The sequence below is a fragment of the Niallia sp. 01092 genome (genome assembly GCF_052318935.1).
Taxonomy (GTDB): domain Bacteria; phylum Bacillota; class Bacilli; order Bacillales; family Cytobacillaceae; genus Niallia.
In genome coordinates this window covers 173,018-195,774 of record NZ_JBQRKO010000002.1, presented here as the reverse complement: position 1 = coordinate 195,774, position 22,757 = coordinate 173,018, and the positions used below count along the sequence as shown (strand labels likewise).

21 protein-coding genes are annotated in these 22,757 nt (G+C 34.9%); 20 read left to right on the top strand and 1 reads right to left on the bottom strand.

Features of this window, described 5'->3' with window-relative positions:
* Positions 1-630: 630 nt before the first annotated feature.
* From ACTXGU_RS02870 to rpsA, 9 genes are all read left to right on the top strand, one after another.
* Entirely contained in the window at positions 631-1,908 is a 1,278-nt protein-coding gene (locus ACTXGU_RS02870; RefSeq protein WP_443479987.1) for a Glu/Leu/Phe/Val family dehydrogenase, read from the top strand.
* A gap of 307 nt (positions 1,909-2,215) precedes the next feature.
* Positions 2,216-3,184: a YpdA family putative bacillithiol disulfide reductase gene (locus ACTXGU_RS02865; protein WP_443479986.1), complete on the top strand. Its 969-nt coding sequence runs from the start codon at positions 2,216-2,218 to the stop codon at positions 3,182-3,184.
* A 34-nt stretch (positions 3,185-3,218) separates the two neighbouring features.
* The gene (gene prsW / locus ACTXGU_RS02860; protein WP_443479985.1) at positions 3,219-3,890 is read left to right on the top strand and encodes a glutamic-type intramembrane protease PrsW; all 672 of its coding nucleotides are present in this window, start codon (positions 3,219-3,221) and stop codon (positions 3,888-3,890) included.
* A gap of 426 nt (positions 3,891-4,316) precedes the next feature.
* Complete coding sequence (gene sleB / locus ACTXGU_RS02855; protein ID WP_443479984.1) at positions 4,317-5,192, top strand: spore cortex-lytic enzyme; 876 nt, start codon at positions 4,317-4,319, stop codon at positions 5,190-5,192.
* Positions 5,193-5,206: 14 nt separating this feature from the next.
* Positions 5,207-6,556, top strand: coding sequence for a germination protein YpeB (ypeB, locus tag ACTXGU_RS02850; RefSeq protein ID WP_443479983.1), 1,350 nt, complete (start codon positions 5,207-5,209; stop codon positions 6,554-6,556).
* A 251-nt stretch (positions 6,557-6,807) separates the two neighbouring features.
* Positions 6,808-7,467: a flagellar brake protein gene (locus ACTXGU_RS02845; protein ID WP_443479982.1), complete on the top strand. Its 660-nt coding sequence runs from the start codon at positions 6,808-6,810 to the stop codon at positions 7,465-7,467.
* Positions 7,468-7,552: 85 nt separating this feature from the next.
* A complete protein-coding gene (locus ACTXGU_RS02840) occupies positions 7,553-7,729 on the top strand; it encodes a YpfB family protein (RefSeq protein WP_443479981.1) in 177 nt (58 codons plus the stop codon).
* Positions 7,730-8,276: 547 nt separating this feature from the next.
* Positions 8,277-8,954, top strand: a complete 678-nt coding sequence (gene cmk / locus ACTXGU_RS02835) for a (d)CMP kinase (protein WP_443479980.1) — start codon at positions 8,277-8,279, stop codon at positions 8,952-8,954.
* 419 nt (positions 8,955-9,373) lie between these two features.
* Positions 9,374-10,513 (top strand): 30S ribosomal protein S1, encoded by a 1,140-nt coding sequence (gene rpsA / locus ACTXGU_RS02830; protein ID WP_443479979.1) that lies wholly within the window; start codon positions 9,374-9,376, stop codon positions 10,511-10,513.
* 105 nt (positions 10,514-10,618) lie between these two features.
* Here rpsA and ACTXGU_RS02825 read toward each other — a convergent pair whose 3' ends face one another.
* Positions 10,619-10,756, bottom strand: a complete 138-nt coding sequence (locus ACTXGU_RS02825; protein WP_443479978.1) for a YpzI family protein — start codon at positions 10,754-10,756, stop codon at positions 10,619-10,621.
* Between the two features lie 118 nt (positions 10,757-10,874).
* Between ACTXGU_RS02825 and ACTXGU_RS02820 the strand changes: the two genes are divergently transcribed.
* The 11 genes from ACTXGU_RS02820 (at position 10,875) to ACTXGU_RS02770 (ending at position 22,615) form a co-directional block, all read left to right on the top strand.
* Complete coding sequence (locus ACTXGU_RS02820) at positions 10,875-11,483, top strand: YphA family membrane protein (RefSeq protein WP_443479977.1); 609 nt, start codon at positions 10,875-10,877, stop codon at positions 11,481-11,483.
* 301 nt (positions 11,484-11,784) lie between these two features.
* Positions 11,785-13,095, top strand: a complete 1,311-nt coding sequence (gene der / locus ACTXGU_RS02815) for a ribosome biogenesis GTPase Der (protein ID WP_443479976.1) — start codon at positions 11,785-11,787, stop codon at positions 13,093-13,095.
* 15 nt (positions 13,096-13,110) lie between these two features.
* Complete coding sequence (locus tag ACTXGU_RS02810; protein ID WP_443479975.1) at positions 13,111-14,133, top strand: NAD(P)H-dependent glycerol-3-phosphate dehydrogenase; 1,023 nt, start codon at positions 13,111-13,113, stop codon at positions 14,131-14,133.
* Positions 14,134-14,928: 795 nt separating this feature from the next.
* Positions 14,929-16,407 carry a stage IV sporulation protein A gene (spoIVA, locus tag ACTXGU_RS02805; RefSeq protein ID WP_443479974.1) on the top strand — a complete coding sequence of 493 codons (1,479 nt, stop codon included), beginning with the start codon at positions 14,929-14,931 and terminating at the stop codon, positions 16,405-16,407.
* A gap of 310 nt (positions 16,408-16,717) precedes the next feature.
* Positions 16,718-16,990: an HU family DNA-binding protein gene (locus tag ACTXGU_RS02800; protein ID WP_016203034.1), complete on the top strand. Its 273-nt coding sequence runs from the start codon at positions 16,718-16,720 to the stop codon at positions 16,988-16,990.
* 458 nt (positions 16,991-17,448) lie between these two features.
* Positions 17,449-18,012 carry a GTP cyclohydrolase I FolE gene (gene folE, locus ACTXGU_RS02795; protein WP_443479973.1) on the top strand — a complete coding sequence of 188 codons (564 nt, stop codon included), beginning with the start codon at positions 17,449-17,451 and terminating at the stop codon, positions 18,010-18,012.
* A 452-nt stretch (positions 18,013-18,464) separates the two neighbouring features.
* Positions 18,465-19,235: a heptaprenyl diphosphate synthase component 1 gene (locus ACTXGU_RS02790; protein WP_443479972.1), complete on the top strand. Its 771-nt coding sequence runs from the start codon at positions 18,465-18,467 to the stop codon at positions 19,233-19,235.
* A 253-nt stretch (positions 19,236-19,488) separates the two neighbouring features.
* Positions 19,489-20,196, top strand: coding sequence for a demethylmenaquinone methyltransferase (locus ACTXGU_RS02785; protein WP_443479971.1), 708 nt, complete (start codon positions 19,489-19,491; stop codon positions 20,194-20,196).
* A gap of 53 nt (positions 20,197-20,249) precedes the next feature.
* A complete protein-coding gene (hepT, locus tag ACTXGU_RS02780; RefSeq protein WP_443479970.1) occupies positions 20,250-21,212 on the top strand; it encodes a heptaprenyl diphosphate synthase component II in 963 nt (320 codons plus the stop codon).
* Positions 21,213-21,269: 57 nt separating this feature from the next.
* Positions 21,270-21,716, top strand: a complete 447-nt coding sequence (gene ndk / locus ACTXGU_RS02775; RefSeq protein WP_443479969.1) for a nucleoside-diphosphate kinase — start codon at positions 21,270-21,272, stop codon at positions 21,714-21,716.
* 122 nt (positions 21,717-21,838) lie between these two features.
* Entirely contained in the window at positions 21,839-22,615 is a 777-nt protein-coding gene (locus ACTXGU_RS02770; RefSeq protein WP_443479968.1) for a CheR family methyltransferase, read from the top strand.
* The last annotated feature ends 142 nt before the right edge of the window (positions 22,616-22,757 follow it).

Genomic DNA, 22,757 nt, shown 5'->3' with positions numbered 1-22,757 from the left:
GTACAGCGCCGAGGAGGCTCCCAGACCGCCCGCGGAAAGCGAATGCCTCTCGCTGCAATCAACGGGCAAGTTTAACAGAGCCTATATAAAAAGGAAAGGTGAAACTTCTATTAGTAAGGATAAAGCCCTACTGATAGAAGTTTCACCTTTTTTGATACAGGGTGGAAATAAAATTTACAGAAAAAAGACATTAAACAAGTGCATGCTACTGGTAAAACATTATAAAAATGTTAAAATAGAAACAAGATTTTCCCCATTTTTAATTGGATAAAATTCACTTAGATAAGATATATGTTTAAGCCCATTTTACATATTAAACTTATAGGGGAGATGACGGATAAACAGAGTATTATCAGATGAAAATACGATAATGAAATAAATGAGGAATAAACATCTACCCATACTAATAATAGTAACAAAGTGGCAGTTTCGATAATAAATAGAATACTTGCATTATGAATCGAAACGTGTATACTAGTTTTGAAAATGGTCTAAAAATCATAACGAAATCTTCATTATATAACAAAAAGCTACATCAACATACAAAAAATAGTAGTTTACTATGAACTTGCTTCTACTTTTCTAAGATTATAAAAATAATTATTTTGTAGTTTTTTAGGAGGATCAATAATGGTAGCCAAAAAATCTAGTGACATAAACCAATTGGAAGAAGAGCATAATGTGTTAAAATCAACACAAACAATTATTCATAAAGCATTAAATAAATTAGGATATTCAGATGAAGTGTATGAATTATTAAAAGAACCTGTCCGGATGATGACTGTTAAGATTCCTGTACGAATGGATAACGGAAGTGTTCAAATTTTTACTGGCTACCGGGCTCAGCATAATGATGCAGTTGGTCCAACAAAAGGAGGAATTCGTTTCCATCCGCAAGTTACAGAAACTGAAGTAAAAGCATTATCCATTTGGATGAGTTTAAAATGTGGCATTGTAGATCTCCCGTATGGTGGTGGAAAGGGTGGGATTGTCTGTGATCCCAGAGAAATGTCTTTTCGTGAATTAGAGCGCCTTAGTCGTGGGTATGTTCGTGCAATTAGTCAAATTGTTGGTCCGACGAAGGATATTCCTGCACCGGATGTGTTTACAAATTCTCAAATCATGGCATGGATGATGGATGAGTATAGTAGAATAGATGAGTTTAATTCTCCTGGTTTTATTACGGGAAAACCTCTTGTTCTAGGTGGTTCTCATGGAAGAGAGACGGCTACAGCAAAAGGGGTAACTATTTGTATCAGAGAAGCAGCTAAGCGCAAAAATATTTCTATTGAAGGAGCTCGTGTTGTTGTTCAAGGCTTTGGAAATGCGGGCAGTTTTCTTGCTAAATTTATGCATGATGCTGGTGCAAAAATTATTGGTATATCAGATGCATATGGCGCCCTTTATGATCCAAAAGGTTTGGATATCGACTATTTATTAGACAGACGAGATAGCTTTGGAACAGTAACGAATTTGTTTAACAAAACGATTACAAATAAAGAACTATTAGAATTAGAATGCGATATTTTAGTACCAGCTGCTATTGAAAATCAAATTACCGAACAAAATGCCGATAATATTAAAGCAAAAATTGTAGTAGAAGCGGCGAATGGTCCAACAACAATAGAAGCGACACGGATTCTTTCCGAAAAAGGAGTCCTATTAGTACCAGATGTTTTAGCTTCAGCTGGTGGTGTAACGGTTTCTTACTTTGAATGGGTACAAAATAATCAAGGTTATTATTGGACAGATGAAGAAGTAGAAGAAAGATTGGAAAAGGTAATGAGCAAAGCATTTAATAATATATACGAAACTGCTCAAATAAGACGAGTGGACATGAGGTTGGCTGCCTATATGGTAGGTGTCAGAAAAATGGCGGAAGCTTCTAGATTCAGAGGCTGGATTTAAAATCCTTATTTAACTATTGTATATTTTCGGAAAATCTCCTATGCTATTTTTAGGAGATTTTTTTCTGAAAGGCTCTGTTAAATTCTATTGTTGATTTTCAAAAGGTCAGGTCATCCACTCCCTTTCCGCGGATGACCTCGCTCGTACCTCTACTCGGGGGTCTTGCCAGCCCGTTTTTCCACAGGAGTTTCGCAGATTCCCTTCCCATAAACAACATGATCGTTTAACAGTGCCTTCTGAAAAAACAAACAATGCTTGTTTTGCCCAACCCTTACCGGCTGGATGAATTAGTAAGGAGTGACATGTTATGAAAAAAGAAGGAGCCATCATTATTGGCGGAGGGCCATGTGGATTGGCTGCTGCTATTGCTTTAAAGGAATTAAATTTAAATCCGGTTATTATTGAAAAAGGAAATGTTGTTAATGCCATACATGGGTACCCAACCCACCAAACTTTTTTTAGTACAAGTGAAAAATTGGAAATTGGCGGTGTTCCTTTTTTAACAGAGCAATACAAACCGAACCGGAATCAAGCTTTAGTCTATTATCGAGAAGTCGTAATAAGAAAACAGCTGCGAATTAATGCTTATGAAGAAGTACTAGAAGTAGAAAAAACGAAAGACGATGAATTTATCGTAAAAAGTACAAAAAACGAATACATAACTCCTTATCTTGTCGTAGCAACAGGATATTATGATCATCCAAACTATATGGAGGTTCCTGGGGAAGACCTTCCTAAAGTTATGCATTATTTTAAGGAAGCACATCCATATTTTGATCATGATGTTGTCGTTGTAGGAGGGAAAAACTCAAGTGTCGATGCTGCGATTGAACTTGTAAAAGCAGGAGCAAGAGTCACTGTTTTATATAGAGGAAGTGAATATTCAACAAGCATTAAACCGTGGATACTTCCAGAATTTGATTCATTAGTTCGAAATGGCATTATTCATATGGAATTTAATGCAAATGTCATGGAAATCACAGAGAAAACACTCCGTTACGAAAAGGATGGAAAATCTTTTGAAATAAAGAATGACTTTGTGTTTGCCATGATAGGCTATCATCCTGATCATGAATTTCTTAAAAAAATGGGAGTTGAAATGGAAGAATCAACAGGTAGACCAATATACAACCCTGAAACGATGGAAACAAATGTAAAAGGTATTTTTGTTGCTGGTGTATTAGCTGCAGGTAATAATGCAAATGAAATTTTTATTGAAAATGGCCGTTTTCATGGAGGGTTAGTAGCTGAGGAAATTTTAAAGCGAACTCAATAATGAGAATGTATAATAAGGGAAATGAGGTTTGGATATGTTGGCAATTGTATCTGCTGGGATAGCTCCTGGTTTAGCGTTATTAAGTTATTTTTATTTAAAAGATCAATATGATTCTGAACCCATTTCCCTTGTGTTAAGAACGTTTATTTCTGGAGCGTTACTCGTTTTTCCAATCATGTTTATTCAATATGTTTTAAACGTAGAAATGATTTTTACCAATGGAATTTGGAGAGCCGTACTTTCAACAAGTTTATTAGAAGAGTTTTTTAAATGGTTTATTTTATATTATACAGCTTATCAGCATGTGGAATTTGATGAACCTTATGATGGCATCGTTTATGGTGCGTCTGTTTCTTTAGGGTTTGCCACAGTTGAAAATATTTTATATTTAATTGCAAATGGAGTGGAATATGCGTTAGGAAGAGCGTTATTACCAGTTTCAAGCCATGCTTTATTCGGAGTGATTATGGGGTACTATTTAGGAAAAGGAAAATTTACGATGCCTAGAGGTAAATGGGTATTTTATTCGTTGTTTATTCCTGTTTTGCTGCATGGTATTTATGATTATATCCTTTCCATTCAAAAAAACTGGTTGCTAATTATAACACCGTTTATGCTTTTTTTATGGTGGATAGGGTTGCGGAAAGTAAGAATGGCAAGGGAATTAAGTAAAGAACATTTTCAAAAATATATAAAAGTGAATTAAATGAGGGTGTTCCAAAAGTCTAACAAACATACCAGTCGAAAATCTTCGTTATGTTGTCTCTTCAGTCCAGTCATAGTTCCTCTTCTGCGTACTGGGCTTCGTGACCTCCGTATCGCTGCCATCTCATGTCTGAGTGTTCCTTTTTTAACAAGAATTAACAACCAAAGATCAACGGGAAAAGAGAAAAGAGAAATCTAAATGCCGATGGAGTAAATTACCAGTCTGTATTCTTTGGGATATTATGTTTTGTGAAAAGTATGCACGACCCTCTTGTTTATTAAGTACTCTGAAAAATAAAGGGAAGAAAAGAATAAAAGAAACAGAATGAAACTGCCTCATTCTGTTTTTTTTTTTTTTGTATAAAAAACCAACTACTACAAAAAATAGGGTTAATGTTAATAGTATTTACTTCTGGGGGTAACAATCGTGAATAAAAAATTATTACTCGCAAAAATGACCATCATTTTTTCTCTGTGCCTAATGATGACGCCGTTACAAGGTGCAAAACATAAAGCGTATGCATTTTCTAATCAAGTTATTCAACAGGGAGCAGTCGGCGATGATGTAATTGAACTGCAGGCGAGACTTCAGTATTTAGGTTTTTACAATGGGAAAATTGATGGTGTTTTTGGGTGGCAGACGTATTGGGCATTAAGAAATTTCCAATATGAATTTGGTTTACCAATTGATGGACTGGCAGGATGGACAACAAAACTAAAGCTTGCAAATGCATCAAAATATAATGAGAATTTTGTCAAGAATCAGATTAATCAAGGAAAAAAGTTTTCCCATTATGGTGGAGTTGATTTAAATAAACAAAAAACTCCTACTTCTAAAAAGGCGCCTACTGGCGGAGCTGGTACACAGGGTACAACTAATAAAACAGCAGGTGCAGGTGAAGGGGCAGCAAAAAATAAACCAACAGCTGCCAATGTTCCAAATGGATTTTCGCAAAATGATATTCAATTAATGGCAAATGCTGTCTATGGCGAAGCGCGTGGAGAACCATATACTGGCCAAGTTGCTGTAGCTGCGGTTATTTTAAATCGCGTCAATAGTGCATCTTTTCCGAATACCGTTTCTGGTGTTATTTTTGAACCTCGTGCATTTACTGCAGTAGCAGATGGACAAATTTGGCTAACTCCAAATGAAACGGCGAAAGAAGCGGTATTGGATGCGATTAACGGGTGGGATCCGACTGGTAGTGCATTGTATTATTTTAATCCAGATACAGCAACAAGCGGTTGGATATGGACGAGACCACAAATTAAACAAATAGGAAAACATATCTTCTGTAAATAAAGAGGTGGGAAAAATTGTTAAGAGGAATATTAATCGCATTATTAGTGATAGCAATTGCAGGTGTTGGATTTTGGGGCTATCAAGAACATAAAGAAAAAAATGCTATTTTAATAAATGCAGAAAACAGTTATCAACGAGCATTCCATGACTTAACCTATCAAATCGATTTATTGCATGATCAAATTGGAACTACTCTGGCGATGAATTCTAGAGACTCATTATCGCCAGCGCTGGCAGATGTTTGGAGAATAACTTCTGAAGCGCATAGTGATGTAGGTCAATTGCCCCTAACTTTACTACCGTTTAATAAAACGGAAGAATTTCTAGCGAATATTGGCGATTTCAGCTATCGAACAGCTGTAAGAGATCTTAATAAAGAACCTTTATCCGATAAAGAATACAATTCATTAAAAAATTTATATGGTCAAGCGGAAGAAATTCAAAATGAATTACGAAACGTCCAACACATTGTATTAAAAAATAATTTACGATGGATGGATGTGGAAATGGCAATAGCATCTGGGAATGAAGCAAAAGACAATACGATTGTCGATGGTTTAAAAACAGTAGAACAAAAGGTAGAAGGCTATAAAGAATCTTCTTTTGGACCAACCTATGTAAATATGGAGAAAAAAGATGAAAATTTTAAACATTTAGAAGGAAGCATCATTTCAAAAGAAGAAGCAGTCAAAACAGCTAAGAAGTATGCAAATTTTAATGGAAAGATAGAAGCGAAAGTAACGGAAAATGGAAAAGGCTCTAATTATGGCTTCTATAGTGTTTCGTTGTTGGACAAAGATTCAAACCATGAAGCAAATATGGATATAACAAAAAAAGGTGGATATCCTATCTGGTATATTCTTTCGAGAGACGTAAATAAACAAAAGATAAGCTTAAATGAAGCAGGAAATAATGCGGTGAAATTTTTAAAAGACAATCATTTTAAAGACCTCGCACTTTTCGAAAGCATGCAATATAATAATATCGGTGTATTTTCTTTTGTCACAGAAATAGATGGGGTAAAAATATATCCCGATAGCACCAAAGTGAAAGTAGCTCTTGATAATGGAAATATTGTTGGTTTTGCTGCAGAGGATTATTTGCAGGCCCATAAACAAAGAGAGATTGCAGAACCTGTTATCTCAAAAGCAGATGCACAGAAAAAAATTAATAAACAAGTAAAAATAATGGAGGATGGATTAGCCATTATTATAAATGACATAAATGAAGAAGTCCTTTGTTATGAATTTATTGGTACACTTGGGAACGATACGTACAGAATTTACATTAATGCTAAAAGCGGCATAGAAGAAAAAGTAGAAAAACTGAAAAATGCTGAACCAGTGTATGAAGAAGTAGTATAAATAAAAGGAATAATCAGAAAAAAAGGCTATGAGTATATGATGAACTTTATGGATAAATCTTTGCACAAGCTGGATTTATTAAAAGCTACCATCAAATACTTATAGCCTTTTCGTATTATTAAGACTCTTATCGCAGAATATTTAGTCTATCCTATTGCTTAATAGGAAAGTTACATGCCATAATAAAAGGAAAAAATGGTAGAAAAACTGTTTATAAGTCATTTGTTACAAAAGAAAGAGTGGTAATTATCGTGATAAAAATAGGAGATACATTAATACTAGAGCCGGTTAATACAGATAGCTCCGATCAATATAAATGCAAGCTTGTAGAAACAAGTGAAAAAGAATTATATATAGATTATCCGATTCATTTAGAAACAAATAAAACAGCATTTTTATTAAACGGCACACAATTAAAAGTGAATTTTGTTACAAATGAAGGTGCTGTATTTATGTTTCAAACAGAAATTTTAGGAAGAAAAAAAGAAAATGTTCCCATGCTTATTTTGCATATGCCTTCAAAAGAGCAATTAATAAAAATACAGAGAAGACAATTTGTTCGGGTTGACGCAAGTTTGGATATTGCCGTCCATCCATTAAATAATGATTTTCCCCCTTTTACAACGGTAACTACTGATATTAGTGCAGGAGGAGCTGCTTTAATTGTCCCGAAAACTTCTTATTTACAAGAAGGTGCTGCTCTAGAATTGTATATGGTATTGCACTTGCAAAATGGAGAATACTATTATCCTAGATTAAAAGGAACGGTTATAAGAGTTTGGGAACATAATGAGACGCATAATAAAGTTTCCTTGCAATTTTTTGATGTATCACCAAGTGACCGGCAATTTATATTACGTTTTTGCTATGATGTACAATTATCCTTTAAGAAAAAAGGACTCGAGAATTGAATAAACTGCATAAATTGCTCTAATAATAAAAATAAGAAAGTAAAGGACAAAATTTTCTTAGCAAGAATTTGTTGGAGTGATTGTAATGAAAAGGTTTGAGCGGTTGTTAGTTAAAGTGATTGTTATCCAATTGCTATTTTTGGCAATTAGTCAGTTGATTCATGCATGGAATATATTTCCTCAACTTTACGAATTGGCTCAATATGAAGGGGTTTCAAAGTCGAATTTTTCGAAAATATTGGAAACATTCCAGCAACACTGATTATATCTGCTGCTATCAGGTGATTCTTTTTAATTTAAGGCTCTGTTAAACTTTCCTGTTGATTTCCGCTTCAGGCGTTCGCTTTCCGCGGGCGGTTCGGGAGCCTCCTCGGCGCTGTGCGCCTGTGGGGTCTCCCTTTGACTCGCATTTTCCGCAGGAGTCTTACGCTTGGAACGAAGATCAACATAGTGCCAAAAACAACAATGAGCTTTAACATAGCCTAATTTAAATAGTCCTTATTCGAAGTATGTTCCATCATGCAAATCAGGCGAGCAAATAACTTTTGTAAAGTATTTGCCTCGTCTTTTTCTCTATTATATGATTAAAAAATTTCTCAACTACTATCTTTTACAGAGAAAGACGTTTTCTTTTCTTATCGAAAAAAGGGATGAAAATATGTTAAAATAGAGAGTGTTAGAATACATTTCGTCATTCTAAGCTATTATTAATCGTTTATTGGTTTTAAAAGAAAGCATAAAATTTTTTAAGGTAGACTACTGTCAAGTCCTTATATTTTTCTAATGAAACCAATAATTCAGGAGGATTTATGAGTAAAAAAATTAGTATTGCAATTGATGGACCAGCTGCTGCTGGGAAAAGTACGGTTGCTAAAATAGTAGCGGAAAAGCTTGGTTATATTTATATTGATACTGGTGCGATGTATCGGGCCCTAACTTATAAAGCAATTACGAATCAACTTCATCTTGAAGATGAACAAGCATTAATAAAAATGCTGGAGAATACCGTGATTGAACTGTTTCCAAGTGATAAAGGACAATTGATTTTTTTAGATAATAATAATGTAACAGACGAAATTAGGACAAGTACTGTAACAAACTCTGTTTCAGCTGTTGCAAAGCATAAATTAGTGCGAGAAGAAATGGTTCGACGCCAGCAGTTGTTTGCAGTAAACGGCGGCGTGGTAATGGATGGCAGAGATATTGGAACACATGTTATTCCAACTGCTGAAGTAAAAGTATTTTTGTTAGCATCCGTTGAAGAACGGGCAATTCGCCGTCATACGGAAAATATTAATAAAGGTTATTCCTCTGATTTAGAATTATTAAAGCAAGAAATTGCAACAAGAGATAAATTAGATTCAGAACGGGAAGTTGCTCCATTAAAAAAAGCATCAGATGCAACGGAAATTGATACAACTTCTCTTTCCATTACAGATGTAGTAAACCGCATAATGGAACTTACTGTGGAAAAAATTACACATTGATGTAAAACAACATAGGAATAGCAACGAAAATGATATTTCAACATTTTGTGAATTCTTTTTCGGCATCTATTCCTAATGAAGTTTTCTTACTTGACAAAAGCAGCTATTTATAAGAAGTTAAATAAAAGAAATATATTTTGCAGTATTCAAATAATTTGAAATTCTAAACAATTATGTTTTGAACATATTAGTCAGATTATTGACAAAGTATAAAGCTGCAAATAGAAAGGATGATCGAAAATGCTTGTCCCATCATCCTGCCGAAACCTTGTAATGAGCAAGTTTGTTATTGAGTAAATGGCATCTGAAGAAGGAGAGCGGCTAAGAAAACAAATATTTGTCGATAAACCATTTTAGGTTTGAAACCTGACTAGATTGTTTTAAACTTTTAGTTTAGTGAAGCATAAGGAGGAGTACATATGTCTGAAGAATTAAATGATATTGTTGTAAATAATTTTGAGGTAGGACAAAACGTAATTGGACAAGTTACAAAAGTGGAAGAAAAACAAGTAATTGTTGCAATTCAAAATAGTAAATTGGATGGACTAATCCCGATCAGTGAGCTATCTAGTCTGCATATTGAAAAAGCGAGTGATGTTGTTTCTGAAGGGGATGAACTTGAACTTCAAGTTATCAAAGTAGAAGAAGAAGCACTTGTTTTATCTAAGAGAAAAGTAGATGCGGAAAAAGCTTGGGATAGTTTAGAAGAAAAGTTTCAATCTGGTGAAATATTTGAAGCAGAAGTAAAAGATGTAGTAAAGGGCGGGTTAGTAGTAGATCTTGGTGTACGAGGATTTGTTCCTGCTTCCTTAGTAGAGGCACATTATGTAGAAGATTTTTCTGACTATAAAGGACAAACGATCTCTTTTAAAATTGTAGAATTAGAAAAAGATAAAAATCGTTTAATTCTTTCCCATCGCGCTGTAATTGAAGAAGAGAAAAGCAAACAAAAACAAAATTTACTTGATTCATTAGAAGTCGGTCAAACGATTTCAGGTGTAGTTCAAAGAATTACCGATTTTGGTGCATTTGTCGATTTAGGTGGAATTGATGGATTAGTTCATATCTCTCAATTATCATATGAACATATATCCAATCCTTCTGATGTTGTATCAGAAGGGCAAGAAGTAAATGTAAAAGTATTAAGTGTTGATCGAAATAATGATCGCATTTCGTTATCGATAAAGGATACATTGCCAGGACCATGGGCACAAATTGCCCAAAAAGCAGCAGTGGGAAGCATCCTTGATGGAACAGTTAAACGAATAGTATCTTATGGTGCATTTATTGAAGTATTCCCTGGTGTGGAAGGACTTGTGCATATCTCACAAATTGCCCATAAACATATTGGTACACCCCATGAAGTATTAAAAGAGGGTCAGGAAGTTCAAGTGAAAGTGTTAGATGTTAACGAACAAGAACAGCGTCTTTCATTAAGCATTAAAGAATTGACAGAAAAAGAACAAGATGATGAAGAGGTTTATGAGTTGCCTGAAGAGTCAAAAGGTTTCCAATTAGGAGATATGATTGGGGAGCAGCTTAAAAAACTAAAGAAATAATCTATGTAAAAAGAGAGAGCGGCAATGAACGAATTGCTTGCTCTCTCTTTTTTAAGGGGAAGATCACACCCGGTTTATCAAAGTTTCAATTTGCTATAAACAAGTTTATTTATTATCGTTTAAATCCCTGGCTTCTTCTGGGCTTTGCATTTTAGTTGCACCTGGATAATGCAATGCTTGATCGCGATCTGATTCCACTCGCTTACTATTTTTCAACTTCTTTTCTTGTCTGTCTCTTCCCATTCCTAACACCTCCTACTATTAGTCTGTCCTCTTTTAGGATGATAAATTTACAGAAGATTATTCATTTTCGTTTAAAGTTTATAGAAAGAGCCATAATGAAGAGGAGGAGTGTGAGAAAATGGATGGGGCATCATTTTATTGGTGTACTTGGGTGCTTTGGATTATTACTACATTTTTTATGAAAAAAGAGAATAAATATCGTTTTGCTTATTCTGTTTGTTTATTGCTAGCTATCATTATATCTCCCTATCAATTAAATGTTGGGGGTTTTACTATCTCCTGGTTATTATTGATAATTTTAGGAGTTCTATTTATATATGCTGCAAGTTTAAGAAAAACAGCTATATTTTCCTTTTTTATTTGTGTTTTTTTAACCATGCTTGCCTATTGTACGTTTCAATTATTGGCAATTCTTGACCCTGTATGGATGCTTTTTAATCAAAACTGGATGTTAGCTATTTTTTTAATGATCCTAGCAAGGGTTTTATATAGCAATCCTGTTAAACAAATAATGTTAATCCTTTTTGGAAGTATAAATGGCGACATATTGTTTGCATTGCTTTTGAAGCCGTATCATGTTTTTTATTCAATTGGAACGTTGCATTTTTTTGATTGTTTACTAATTAGCATTACTTCCATTATCACGTTGTACATCGTGAAAGAGTATCTTGCAAAATGGGAACAGCATATTTATATGATGGAAAAAGAAAAGCAAAAACTATCATGAATACATTAAAAGTCTGTTCTTTTATTCTGTTTATTCTTGCTAGTCATATAGCACTTTGTTAAAATAAATAAGTTAGAGGGTGTCCTAGTATACGGGATCTAATCCAACTTTCTAATCAGAAAGTTGGAGGATGCCCATTGGGGGACACCTTTAAGCGTTTGATAAAGTGAAACATCCAACAGGGGTATTCTTCCATCCCCTATTGTTGGTTTGAACTAATCGGATATATGGATGGAGCTAATTTCTACTTTTGACAATAGGTATTATAGGAATTTTAGCATAAAAGAAAGGGTTGAAAAGGATGGCAAAACCGGTAATTGCAATAGTTGGAAGGCCGAATGTAGGCAAATCCACTATTTTTAATAGAATTGTTGGAGAACGTATTTCGATAGTAGAAGATATTCCGGGAGTAACAAGGGATCGTATATATAGCTCGGCAGAATGGTTAAATCATGACTTTAATTTAATTGATACAGGTGGAATTGATATAGGCGATGAGCCATTTTTAGATCAAATCAGACTGCAGGCAGAAATTGCTATTGAGGAAGCGGATGTAATTATCTTTATCACAAATGGTCGAGAAGGGGTAACCTCTGCAGATGAAGAAGTAGCAAAGATTTTATATCGTGCGAAAAAACCTGTTGTACTTGCTGTTAATAAGATTGATAATCCTGAAATGAGAGAGCAGATTTATGATTTCTATTCGTTAGGTTTTGGTGAACCAGTACCTATTTCAGGTTCTCATGGCTTAGGATTAGGTGATTTATTAGATGAAGCAGCAAAGAATTTTCCGAAAAGAGAAACAAAGGAATATGGTGATGACGTCATCAAGTTTTCTTTAATTGGAAGACCAAATGTTGGGAAATCTTCATTAGTAAATGCTATTCTTGGTGAAGAGCGAGTGATAGTAAGTAATATTGCGGGAACGACAAGGGATGCAATTGACTCTCAAGTAACAGTGAACGGAGATCCTTATGTCATTATTGACACTGCAGGAATGAGAAAAAAAGGCAAGGTGTACGAAAGTACTGAAAAATACAGTGTGCTTCGTGCATTAAGAGCCATTGAAAGATCGGATGTTGTATTAGTTGTAATCGATGGTGAAGAAGGAATTATTGAGCAAGATAAAAAGATTGCTGGCTATGCTCATGAAGCAGGTAGAGCGGTTATTATTGTTGTCAATAAATGGGATGCAGTCGAAAAAGATGAAAAAACAATGAAAGCATTTGAACAAAATATTCGCGAACATTTCTTATTTTTAGATTATGCTCCAATTGTATTTTTATCTGCAAAAACGAAAAAACGTATTCATACACTTATTCCAATGATAAATTTGGCTAGTGAAAATCATTCACGCCGCGTCGAAACAAGTGTATTAAATGATGTCATTATGGATGCGGTTGCAATGAATCCAACTCCAACAGACAAAGGAAAGCGATTAAAAATTTATTATGCAACACAAGTAGCTGTTGGCCCTCCAACATTTGTTGTTTTTGTAAATGACCCAGAACTGCTTCATTTCTCTTATGAACGTTTCTTAGAAAATCGAATAAGGGATGCTTTTGGTTTTGAAGGGACACCAATTAAAATCTTTGCTAGAGAACGAAAATAAAAAGAGGTGTTAAAAATGGCTGACGGGAAAAATAAAATTGCAATGATAGGTGCAGGTAGTTGGGGAACCGCATTATCATTAGTACTTGCCGATAATGGACATACGGTCCAAATATGGGGGAAAAATCAGCAAACAATAGATGGAATAAATCAACATCATGAAAATAAAAAGTATTTGCCAGGTATTATTCTTCCACTAGAAGTACATGGCTTTACTTCTATAGAAGCAGCGTTAAAAGATGTTTCCTATATTGTATTATCTGTACCTACAAAAGCAATACGTGAAGTAATCGGACAAATGCTAAGCTTTATTAAGAAACCACTAACATTTATTCATGTCAGCAAAGGGATTGAGCCTGAGACATTGCTGCGAATTTCTGAAATTATGGAAGAAGAAATTCCTGCTGACTTGATAAAAAGCATTGTCGTACTTTCTGGTCCAAGTCACGCAGAGGAAGTTAGTTTACGTCATCCAACTACTGTTACTGTTTCGTCTAAAAACATGGAAGAAGCAGAAAAAGTCCAAGACTTATTTATTAATTCAAATTTTAGAGTATATACGAATCCTGACATTATTGGCGTAGAAATAGGCGGAGCATTAAAAAATATTATCGCTGTTTGCGCAGGTATTACAGATGGTTTAGGATATGGCGACAATGCAAAAGCTGCTTTGATTACAAGAGGGTTAGCTGAAATGGCGAGGCTTGGAACGAAAATGGGTGCTAACCCATTAACATTTGCTGGATTAACAGGAATTGGTGATTTAATCGTAACTTGTACAAGTGTTCATTCAAGAAACTGGAGGGCAGGAAACCTTTTAGGAAAAGGCTGTGCCCTTGAGGAAGTATTAGAGAATATGGGAATGGTTGTCGAAGGAATCCGGACAACAAAAGCTGCCTACCAGCTTTCACAGAAATATCAAGTTGAAATGCCGATCACTACTGCCTTGTATAATGTGCTCTTTAATGGCGGAAATGCAAAGGATGCAGTTGACAGTTTAATGGAAAGAGGCAAAACGCATGAGATGGAAGATTTTTAAACATCCTTGCCTCCCAGTACATAGAATGAACGTAAAAAAAAACTGTATTTTTTCAAAGAAAATAGGCATTTTAATGAAGCGATTTAAAAGGCTCAGCATACAATGCAACGAAGCAACCTGGTGGATTGAACAGGGTTAGGGTACAATAGTCAATGATTGCCAAAATAAAGTTTCCCCTACTTTATTTTGGTATTTTTTTATTCTAGATTTTATAGGAAAATGTCATAACCTTTCTTTTCAAGAATATATTGAAGAGAAGGTTTTTTTAATTTTTACCAGAATTTATAAGTCTCAAGTTAGATAGATATTGAAAAACCTCTTAAAGGCTAATTGATGAACTTGAGTATAAATAAGGCTGTTTTCTCAAAGTTTGTTGTTTTTTTATGTGAAAAAATGGGGAAAGAAGTACTCAGCAGCCTGCATACACGTAGACTCCTGCGGGAATGCGAGAAAGACGAGACCCCGCAGGAGCGTATGCGACGAGGAGGCTCGACGCTCGCCCGCGGAAAGCGAAGTGTATTCAGGCTGCGATTTTAAAAGCAACAATCTATACGAAAACAGCCACAAAAATAATGACATGTAAAAAAACGGATCATTGCCGGTTTGAATGATAAACGAAAACTTTACATGATAAGTATGACGATCTTTCGTTAACGGAATACGGAATGAAAATATATGTAGGAGGAGGGAATTTTATAAAATCAGTCATAAAGAGATAGGACAACGTCATAAATATATATTGTCATATAGTATTTTACCATCCCATATGCTAGGGAAAGTTCAGGAGGGGATCACTTGGAAAAGGTCAATATTTTTAAAGATATTGCCGAAAGAACGGGCGGCGATATTTATTTAGGAGTAGTAGGTGCTGTTCGAACTGGAAAATCAACTTTTATAAAAAAATTTATGGAACTTGTCGTAATCCCTAATATGGAAAATGAAGGAGACCGTACACGTACCAAAGATGAGCTGCCACAAAGTGCTGCAGGAAAAACAATCATGACAACAGAACCGAAGTTCGTTCCAAACCAAGCTGCCTCCGTAACCGTTGATGAAGGATTAGACGTTAACATAAGACTTGTCGATTGTGTTGGATATACTGTTCCTGGAGCACAGGGTTATGAGGATGAAAATGGTCCGAGAATGATTAATACACCATGGTATGAAGAGCCTATTCCATTCCATGAAGCAGCTGAAATTGGTACAAGAAAGGTTATTCAAGAACATAGTACAATTGGCGTTGTCATTACAACAGACGGTACGATTGGAGATATTCCAAGAAGTAATTATTTAGAAGCAGAAAGTCGTGTAATAGAGGAATTAAAAGAGGTTGGTAAGCCGTTTATTATGATCATTAATAGTGCGCAACCATTTCATCCAAATACAGAAGCGCTGAGAGCGGAACTGACGGAAAAATATGATATCCCGGTGATTGCGATGAGTGTGGAAAGTATGAGAGAGTCTGATGTCTTAAATGTAATGAGAGAGGCTCTTTTTGAATTCCCGGTATTAGAAGTAAATGTAAATTTACCAAGTTGGGTAATGGTGCTGCGAGAAAATCACTGGCTGCGCGATAACTATCAAGATGCGGTGAAAGAAACAGTAAAAGATATTAAAAGATTAAGAGATGTAGATCGAGTGGTTCAGCAATTTAGTGATTATGAGTTTATTGACAAAGCTGGATTAGCTGGTATTGAAATGGGGCAAGGGGTGGCAGAAATTGATCTTTTTGCACCTGATGAACTATATGATGAAATCTTAAAGGAGATTGTTGGTGTAGAAATAAGAGGGAAAGATCATTTATTAGAACTGATGCAAGATTTTGCTCATGCGAAAACAGAATATGATCAAATTTCAGATGCATTAAAAATGGTAAAGCAAACAGGCTACGGAATTGCAGCGCCTTCTTTAGTTGATATGAGCTTAGATGAGCCGGAAATTATTCGACAAGGATCCCGTTTTGGTGTAAGACTGAAAGCTGTAGCTCCATCCATTCATATGATAAAAGTGGATGTAGAATCAGAATTTGCTCCAATTATAGGCTCAGAGAAACAAAGTGAAGAGCTTGTTAGATACTTAATGCAAGACTTTGAAGATGATCCATTATCCATTTGGAATTCTGATATATTTGGAAGAAGCTTGAGTTCCATCGTACGGGAAGGTATACAAGCAAAGCTTTCTTTAATGCCAGAAAATGCGAGATATAAGTTAAAAGAAACGCTTGAAAGAATAATTAACGAAGGATCGGGAGGATTAATTGCTATTATACTTTAGGAGAACTCTATTAAGGGTTCTTTTTTGTGGTTAACGGGGGTTTTCTCGCCATTTAAGATAAAATTTCTTGATAAGATTTAATGATTATGATAATCTTTTAAAGGAATTAGCGTCACATAAGCAACTTAACGCTTTTTTTAAAGGTAGAGTATTAGCTTTTTACTTGATTTATTCTCATACATGCACTATTATAGTCCATGTTTAAGAAAAAGTTCGGGATGACGTATATAATTCCGAAAAATTGTTTACAAATAATGATAGGAAATGAATGTGAAGATTTATTTGAAACTTTTGGGAGGAGGTGAAAGGCATGAACAAAACAGAATTAATTAATGCAGTTGCTGAAGCAAGTGAATTATCAAAAAAAGATGCTACTAAAGCAGTTGATGCTGTTTTCGATACAATCTTAAATGCATTAAAAGATGGGGATAAGGTACAACTTATCGGTTTCGGTAACTTTGAGGTACGTGAGCGTGCAGCACGTAAAGGACGCAATCCTCAAACAGGTGAAGAAATTGAAATTGCAGCTAGCAAAGTTCCTGCTTTTAAACCAGGTAAAGCACTTAAAGACGCAGTGAAGTAATTACATACATTATTGCAACGTATTTAAATGAAAACCGCGATTATTCGCGGTTTTTCTGTTTGAGAGATAAGAAGTATAAAATGTTTGAAGGTAGATGGCGGTAAGAGGAAATACTCCACTTTCTCAATGGTCAAAAATACAGAATGCTAAAGCGCCTTTTACTTTTTTGACTCGCTTTGATGTACAAAAATGTACTAGTGCCGATGGATATAAAGACAACCTACGAATAAAATACCACTTGAGCATAAATAAACAGTCGACAAACTTCCACTTTTAGATTACTCTCCTTATTATATGTATTTTTAAGAAAGCTAACTGGAAATAATGATAGATTCCTTATAAAAAGTGAAAGGACTACACAAAATTATTCTATGGGTTAACCTTTCATAGTTTTACGTGGTCGATTATGCTAATATGAGTAGAGGAAAACGGAATGAAAGGCTTTAGGAGGAAAAAGAATGGCTAAAGTAAACTTGGCGCAAATTGAAGATGCTGTAAAATTAATTTTAGAAGCAATTGGAGAAGATCCTAATAGAGAGGGTTTACTAGATACACCTGCACGGGTTGCGAAAATGTACAGTGAAATCTTTTCTGGATTACAAGAAGATCCAAAAGAGTATTTTCAAACAATTTTCGGAGAAGATCATGAAGAGTTGGTGCTAGTAAAAGATATTCCCTTTTATAGCATGTGTGAACATCATTTAGTTCCCTTTTATGGATTAGCTCACGTAGCGTATATTCCAAGAAACGGAAAGGTGACCGGGCTAAGTAAATTAGCAAGAGCAGTTGAATCGGTCGCAAAAAGACCACAGCTGCAAGAAAGGATTACAACAACAGTAGCGGATACAATTAATGAAATGCTAGAACCTCATGGGGTGATGGTTGTAATTGAAGCAGAGCATATGTGCATGACGATGAGAGGGGTTAATAAACCGGGTACAAAAACAATTACTACTGCTGTACGTGGAAAATATGCCGCTAATCCTGATGCAAGAGCAGAAGTGCTATCCTTTTTAAAATAAGCAGGAAGCTAAAAAGAGAAGTTAGGCAGTGAAGCCTATTTTCTGGACTTTCACAGGGTGTGGTGAATTCAACTTTGCTCACAGGACGTGAGCTTTTTTAATTGATCCCCTCTAATTTAGATGGATTTTTGCAGTTTCAAAGCAATTATAAATTAAAACACTTTTTTATGTTATAATTATCGGGTCTTTATATAAGGCTGTTTTCTCAAAGTTTGTTGTTTTTTACATAAACATTTGGAAAAGGTTTCTTAGCAGTCTGCATACACGTAGACTCCTGTGGGAATGCGAGAAAGACGAGACCCCGCAGGAGCGTATGCGACGAGGAGGCTCGACGCTCGCCCGCGGAAAGCGAAGTGTATTCAGGCTGCGCGTTTAAAAGCAACAATCTATACGAAAACAGCATTACACAAAAAGAAATAGAATATAATTATTAGGGGAACAAGGGTGATAACATGGCAATAACACAAGAAATGGTGGAGAATGTAAGAAAAAAAGTTTTTAAAAAAATAGCTAATGCGTATTTGTTTCAACATATTCCTGAACCGAGTATGGATGAGGATAAACTTTATTTAATAGTTGCGGCCTTACAAGAATCGAAACTGTCAGATAAAGAAGTAGAAATATACGCGACTACGACTATATTAATTCAAATTGCCCTTGATACCCATGAACTTGTAACAAATAACAGCAGCAAAGGAATGGAAAAGACTAGGCAGCTGACTGTATTAGCAGGAGATTATTACAGTGGCCATTATTATAAATTGTTGGCTGATGCTGAGGATACTTTTATGATCAAAATGTTTGCTGAAGCTATTAAGGAAATAAACGAACATAAAATCATGCTTTATCAAAAAAAGCAAAAAAATAGTTTTCAATTGTTTAAAAGTATAGAAATAGTAGAGTATATATTGTTAGATAAACTATTTACCCGTTTTCAATTAGAAGAGTGGAAGGCTTTTTCTCGTTCTTTATTAATAATCAATAAATTAATAAAAGAAAAAAATACATACTTAAAAACGGGGAAGTCTAATGTGATTGATATATTGCTATTAGACAATACGACAGCAAAAGATAAACAGCAATCCAATGTTCATTTTATAGTAGAAAAGCATTTGCTTGCTCTATGTGATCAATTAAAAAAAGCAGCAGAATTGCTGCCAGCATCCATTAACAGCTTAGTAAAAAATAAGGTTCAGCTCATATTAAAAGATAATAAAGTGTAAAATTTTGAAGTTCTACAGGTGTCTAGCTTGGCGCCTGTGCTTTTCATAGCAGATAAGAAAGTATAAAATTTTTCAAGTTAGATAACTGTCTAGCTCCGGCGCCTAGCCCCTGTGAAAGATAACCTCTTGGCTCTAAAAGTAAAGAGCACTTTTTGAGCAAGGAAGAACATTTTTCTTCGGGGCTAAGCAAGGCGCCTCCACTTTTCTTATTAATGTAAACAATAACAAACGTATGTGGAAGAAGGGTAATACCATGCAGGAACAGCAATCAAAAGAAGAGAAAGTCCACCATGTTTTTGAAAAAATTTATGGTAATTATGATAAAATGAACACATTGATTAGCTTTCAGCAACATAAAATTTGGCGGAAAGATACAATGAAAAAAATGAATGTGTCCAAAGGTTCATCTGCTTTAGATGTTTGCTGTGGTACTGCTGATTGGACCATTAGCTTGGCAGATGCTGTCGGCCAAAACGGCAATGTAACCGGTCTAGATTTTAGTGAAAATATGCTGAGTATCGGAAAAGAGAAGACAAAAAAATATGCAAATATACAATTAATACATGGCAATGCGATGGAGCTTCCATTTCCTGATAATCATTTTGATTATGTAACAATTGGCTTCGGTTTACGAAATGTTCCAGACTATTTGCAAGTGTTAAAAGAAATGAAAAGAGTGGTAAAGCCAGGAGGAATGGTTGTGTGTTTAGAAACATCTCAGCCAACGATGCCTGTTTTTAAACAAGGCTACTATTTTTATTTTCGGTTTGTGATGCCTCTATTTGGCAAGCTGTTTGCCAAAAGCTATAAAGAATATTCTTGGCTGCAAGAATCAGCACGCGATTTTCCAGGAATGAAGGAACTTGCTAATATGTTTAGACAAGCTGGATTAATAAACGTATCATACAAACCTTACAGTGGAGGGGTTGCAGCCGTTCATATAGGACATAAAGAAAAATAAGGTTTCTGTACGAGCATAATCCGTATAGAAGGTAAAAGACAGGTGAGTTGTTTGTGAAATTAAAAATGATGTATTCATTTTTGAACTCAGATCTTGAATTGATTGAAAAGACACTAGAAGAAACAGTCAATGCTGATTCTTCTTTATTACGTGAATCTTCCTTGCATCTTTTGCAAGCAGGGGGAAAAAGAATTAGACCAATATTTGTATTGCTGGCAGGAAAATTTGGTCATTATGATTTATCTGTTATAAAAAAAGCTGCTGTTTCGCTTGAATTAATACATATGGCGTCTTTAGTTCATGATGATGTAATCGATGACGCTGATTTGCGCAGAGGACAACCAACGATAAAGGCTAAATGGGATAATAAAGTCGCCATGTATACAGGAGATTATATATTTGCCAGATCATTAGAGGTAATGAGTGAATTGGAAAACACCGCTGCGCATAAAGTATTGGCAAATACTATTGTAGAAGTTTGTATTGGAGAAATTCAGCAAATAAAAGATAAATATCGTTTTGATCAAAATATCAAAGATTATTTTCGCAGAATAAAAAGAAAAACAGCCCTTTTAATTTCTGCAAGCTCTTTAGTCGGTGCCATTGTTTCCGGGGTCGAAGAAAAGTATCAGAAAAAACTTTATCAATTTGGTTATTATGTGGGAATGTCTTTTCAGATTATTGATGATGTCCTTGATTTTGTCGCAACAGAAAAAGTGTTAGGAAAACCTGCTGGAGGGGATTTACTGCAAGGAAATATTACATTGCCGGTTCTTTTTGCGATGGAAAATAAGGCGCTTCGCGATAAAATAATAACGGTGAATGAAGACATGGAAAAACAACAGCTACAAGAAATCATTGATCTTATTAAAAATTCAGATGCGGTAGAGCGCTCCTTAAAAATTAGTGATTTATATTTAGAAAAGGCATTAAAATCGATTGAATCTCTGCCGAATAACAAGTCCAAAAATGCACTAATTCAAATTGCGAAATATATTGGGAAACGGAAATATTAGAAGGGTGTTCAAGCATGAGGATAAGGCGCCTGCGCTTTTCTTATAGGGAGTGAGTTTATGGAAAGAACGTTTTTAATGGTAAAGCCAGATGGTGTACAAAGGAATCTAATAGGCAAAATTATCGAACGTTTTGAACAAAAAGGCTTTCAGTTAGTTGGTGCTAAACTAATGCATATCTCACAAGAGTTAGCTGAAAAACACTATCAAGAACATGTTGAAAAACCATTCTTTTCTGATTTAGTCGGGTTTATTACTTCTGGTCCTGTTTTTGCCATGGTATGGCAAGGGGAAGATGTGATAGCAAAAGCACGTTTAATGATGGGGAAAACAAATCCGCTGGAAGCACTGCCAGGTACTATTCGTGGTGATTTTGGAGTAGTAATGCGCAAAAATGTCATTCACGGATCAGATGGATTTGAAAGTGCTGCCAGAGAAATTGCTTTGTTTTTTAAAGATGAGGAATTGATAGAATATGAAAAAGCGACAAATAAATGGATTCATTAAGGAAAGGAAGTATAACTTTCTAAAGTTAGACTTGTTTCCTTAATGAATTATATCTCCCTTTTTTATTATTATCGTTTATACTATAAAAAAAGGAAATTACCGTTGTGTTGTGAGGGGAAAGAATGGAAAAAGATTATGAGGATTTTGTCAGTAATTTTTACAAAACATCAGGAATTGATTTATCCTTATATAAGGAAGCACAAATGAAAAGAAGGTTAACATCTCTTTACGTAAAAAGAGGCTTCACGTCCTTTCGTGACTATTTTCAGGCGATTTGCAAAAATAAAGAACTAATGGAAGAATTATTGGATCGAATGACGATCAATGTATCTGAATTTTATCGTAATTATAAAAGATGGGAAGTATTAGAACAAAAGATACTCCCAGGGCTAATTAATAAAAGTAAATCAAGGCTGAAAGTATGGAGCGCAGCTTGTTCAACAGGTGAAGAGCCGTATACGATTTCTATGATTCTTGCTAATAGTTCAGCTTTCCCAAAATATGATATATTAGCTACGGATATTGATGAAAATGCGATTAAAAAGGCACAGGCTGGCCTTTACGTGGAAAGAGCGTTAAATGAGGTTCCGGCAAAGCAAAAGCAAAAATATTTCATCGAAAACGGAAGCTTTTATGAAATTAGTGAACAAATAAAAAAATCGGTTGTATTTAAAAAACAAAATTTATTAGCAGATCCTTTTCAGGAATCGTATGATTTAATTGTATGCCGAAATGTCCTTATTTATTTTACAGAAGAGGCAAAAGATAAATTATATCAAAAATTTGCCGCTGCCTTGCGTCCTGGCGGGGTTTTCTTTGTAGGCAGTACCGAACAGATCTTTAATCCAGGCAAATATGGATTAGCAACAGAAGACACTTTTTTTTATAAAAAAATATAATCTGCGCTTTAAGAGGAAGTTCAATAAATCAGCAAATTAAAGCTTTTCATCTCTTTGTTGACTTGAATGCTCGTTAATGTAGAGTGTAACTAAAAAGATAGTAAATGGTTTATGATATACATATGAGTAAATAAGTGATGGA